Below are 3,103 nucleotides of genomic sequence, written 5' to 3' on the forward strand. Positions count from 1 at the left end.
TCGGTTCGTCCTCGTCCGGTTCCGCCAACTGCTCGACCGTCGGCTCGGGTTCCTTTGGTGGGTCCTTCGGTGGCGGCTTGAGCAGTTCCGGGATCTCCACGCCGCCCACGAATCCGGGCACGCTGTCGCCGACCCCGAACGGGCTGCTGTCCACCCGCCACCAGTCGGGCTGTGTCGCGCTGTCGCCGAGTTCGTGCTCGCCGGCGCGGTGGGGCGGGGACGGGGCGTCGGCGGGTGCCGGTGCGGGGGGTTCGGCGGGGCGGGGGCGGGGCAGCATGCTGCGCTTCGGTTTCTGGTCCCGTTGTGCAGGTACGGCCGTCGGGGGTGGCTCCGGGCGGGTGCTGGAGTCGCCTGCGGCGGCGACCACCTCGTCGGGGGTGCCGATGCGGGCGATGATGCGGCGGACGGCGGCGGGGCTGTCGACGACGGCCTTGGCGCGGCGCCGGTCGATCTCGTCGCGCAGTTGCGAGACCAGGCGCATCCGGGTGGCGGAGGACAGCTGCCGCTGCTGAGCCACGTCACCGACGCGGCTCAGATACTCGTAGACGACCTTGTCGCTCTCGATCCCCACGCTGTCCCCTCCGGGGCGGGTGTGCCGGATTCCCCGTGGGACGACGGTAGCGCAGGCCACCACCCGCTACCGTGGAGCGGATGAGCAGCGATGAGAAGCCGGTGGCCCCGCGGTCCCTCGCGGAGGCGCTGCGTGCGCGGGACGACGCCTCCCTGGCCGTGCTGCTGCGCAGCCGGCCCGATCTCATCACGCCCGTGCCGACGGACCTGACGCAGCTCGCGACCCGGGCCGGCACCCGTGCCTCGGTCGTGCGCGCCCTGGAGCGGCTCGACCGGTTCGCGCTGCAGACGGCGGAGGCGCTGGCGGTGGCGGCGGATCCGGCGACGTACGAGGAACTGCTCGGGCTCATGGCCGGGGACGAGGGCGACCCGCTCGTCGCCACCGCACTGCCGCGCGCCCTCGGCACGCTGCGCGAGCAGGCCCTGGTGTGGGGCGACGACGAACGGCTGCGGCTGGTGCGCACGGCTCGGGAGCTGCTCGCGCCGTCGCCGCAGCATCCGTCGCCGACCGGGCTCGGTCCGACGGTCCAGGAGGCGTCGGCGGGCATGTCGCCGGGGCGTATCCAGGAACTCGTGACGGCCGTGGGGCTGCCTTCCACGCACGACTCCGTCTCCGCGGTGGCCGCCCTCACCGCCCTGTTCACCGACCGGACGCGGATGGCGGCGCTGCTCGCCGGGGCCCCGGCCGAGTCGCTTGAGGTGCTGGAGCGGCTGGTGTGGGGGCCGCCGTACGGCCAGGTCACCGCCACTCCGGCACCCCGGCTGCGCTGGCTGCTCGATCGCGGGCTGCTGCTGCCGACGGCGCCCGGCACGGTCGTACTTCCCCGGGAGGTCGCCCTGCACATGCGCGGCGGCCGCGCGCATCGCCTGCCGGAGCCGGTGCCGCCGCCCGTGGAGATGGCGGCCACGCACCGTCCACAGGTTGTGGACGCCACGGCGGCCGGGCAGGCCTACACCGCGCTGGCCACCGTCGAGGAGTTGCTGAAGGACTGGGACGAGGGCGGGCCCGCGGTGCTGCGCGCGGGCGGGCTCAGTGTGCGCGACCTGAAGCGGACCGCCGTCGCGCTGGACGTGTCCGAGCCGGTCGCCGCGTTCTGGGTCGAGCTCGCCTACGCGGCGGGCCTGGTGGCCTCGGACGGCGAGGCCGACGAGCGGTACGCGGCGACCCCGGCGTACGACGAGTGGCTGGAGCAGCCGGCCGCCCAGCGCTGGACCCGGCTGGCGGAGGCTTGGCTCGCCGCGACCCGGACGGCGGGGATGGTCGGCGGGCGGGACGCCAAGGAGCGGGCGCTGGCGGCGCTGGGACCGGGCCTCGACCGCTCCGCGGCGCCGGAGGTACGGCACCGGGTGTTGAGCCTGCTCGCGGGACTGCCGGAGGGGGCCACGCCTACGGCGGAGTCGGTGCTGGCGCGGCTGCGGTGGGAGCGACCGTTGCGGGGGCGGGATTCCGCTCATGACGCCGGGCTGGGCGGCGGTCGGACCGGCGCGACGGACTCCGCGCGTGATCCCTACCGGGACGGCGGGACGGGCGGGCGCGATGCCGGGCGGACCGGCGGGCCGGGCAGCATGCGCGACGACGATCTGCGTGCCCGGCTCGCCCAGTGGGCCCTGGCCGAGGCTGAGCTGCTCGGTGTGACCGGGCGGGGGGCGTTGTCCGCGCACGGGCGGGCGCTTCTCGGGGCGAGCGCCGCCGCGCACATGGCGGACGAGGAGCCGGAAGGCCCCGGTGACAAGCTTCCCGTCCACCATCGCCCGCCTACTGCCCCGGAGCCCCTGTCGCCCGGCGAGCAGGCCGTCGCCTCCGCCACGGCCGCCCGGCTGCTCGGCCCGCTGCTGCCCGAACCGCTGGACCACGTCCTGCTCCAGGCCGACCTCACCGCGGTCGCGCCGGGCCCGTTGCAGCGGCCGCTGGCCGACATGCTGGACGTGCTCGCCGACGTGGAGTCCAAGGGCGGCGCGACCGTCTACCGCTTCACGCCCGCCTCCGTACGCCGCGCCCTGGACGCCGGCCGCAGCGCCTCCGACCTGCACGCCTTCCTCGCGGAACACTCCCGTACGCCGGTGCCGCAGCCGCTCGCCTACCTGATCGACGACGTGGCCCGCCGGCACGGCCGACTGCGCGTCGGCGCCGCCTCGGCGTATGTGCGCTGCGACGACGACGCCCTGCTCAACGAGATCCTCGCCGACAAGCGGGCCGCCGGCCTGCGGCTGCGCCGCCTCGCGCCGACCGTGCTGGCCGCGCAGGCCGACCCGGCGGCGCTGCTGGAGGGGCTGCGCGCGATGGGCTTCGCGCCCGCCGCCGAGTCCGCCGAGGGCGACGTACTGATCACGCGGGCGCACGCCCACCGCACCCCGCCGCGCACCGCACCCGAGCCGGTGCCGGACGGCCCGCCCGCCCCCGACGCGACGCTGCTGACGGCCGCGATCCGGGCCATCCGGGCGGGCGACCTGGCCTCCACCGCCCCGCGCAAGCCCACCGGCACGGCCCCGGTGACCGGCGGTGAGCTGCCACGCACCAGCTCCGCCGACACCC

1 protein-coding gene and 1 pseudogene are annotated in these 3,103 nt (G+C 76.6%); one reads left to right on the forward strand and one right to left on the reverse strand.

The genetic code is table 11. The features are described 5' to 3' along the window. Positions 1-571 (reverse strand): annotated as a pseudogene (locus tag ACTWQJ_RS49230) (hypothetical protein); the annotation flags it as partial. 80 nt (positions 572-651) lie between these two features. Here ACTWQJ_RS49230 and ACTWQJ_RS49235 point away from each other — a divergent pair. After that, a partial coding sequence (locus tag ACTWQJ_RS49235; RefSeq protein ID WP_443312864.1) for a helicase-associated domain-containing protein occupies positions 652-3,103 on the forward strand: 2,452 nt, incomplete at its 3' end.

Origin of the sequence: Streptomyces sp. KR55, assembly GCF_052245645.1 — a bacterium.
Lineage (GTDB): Bacteria > Actinomycetota > Actinomycetes > Streptomycetales > Streptomycetaceae > Streptomyces > Streptomyces flavusporus.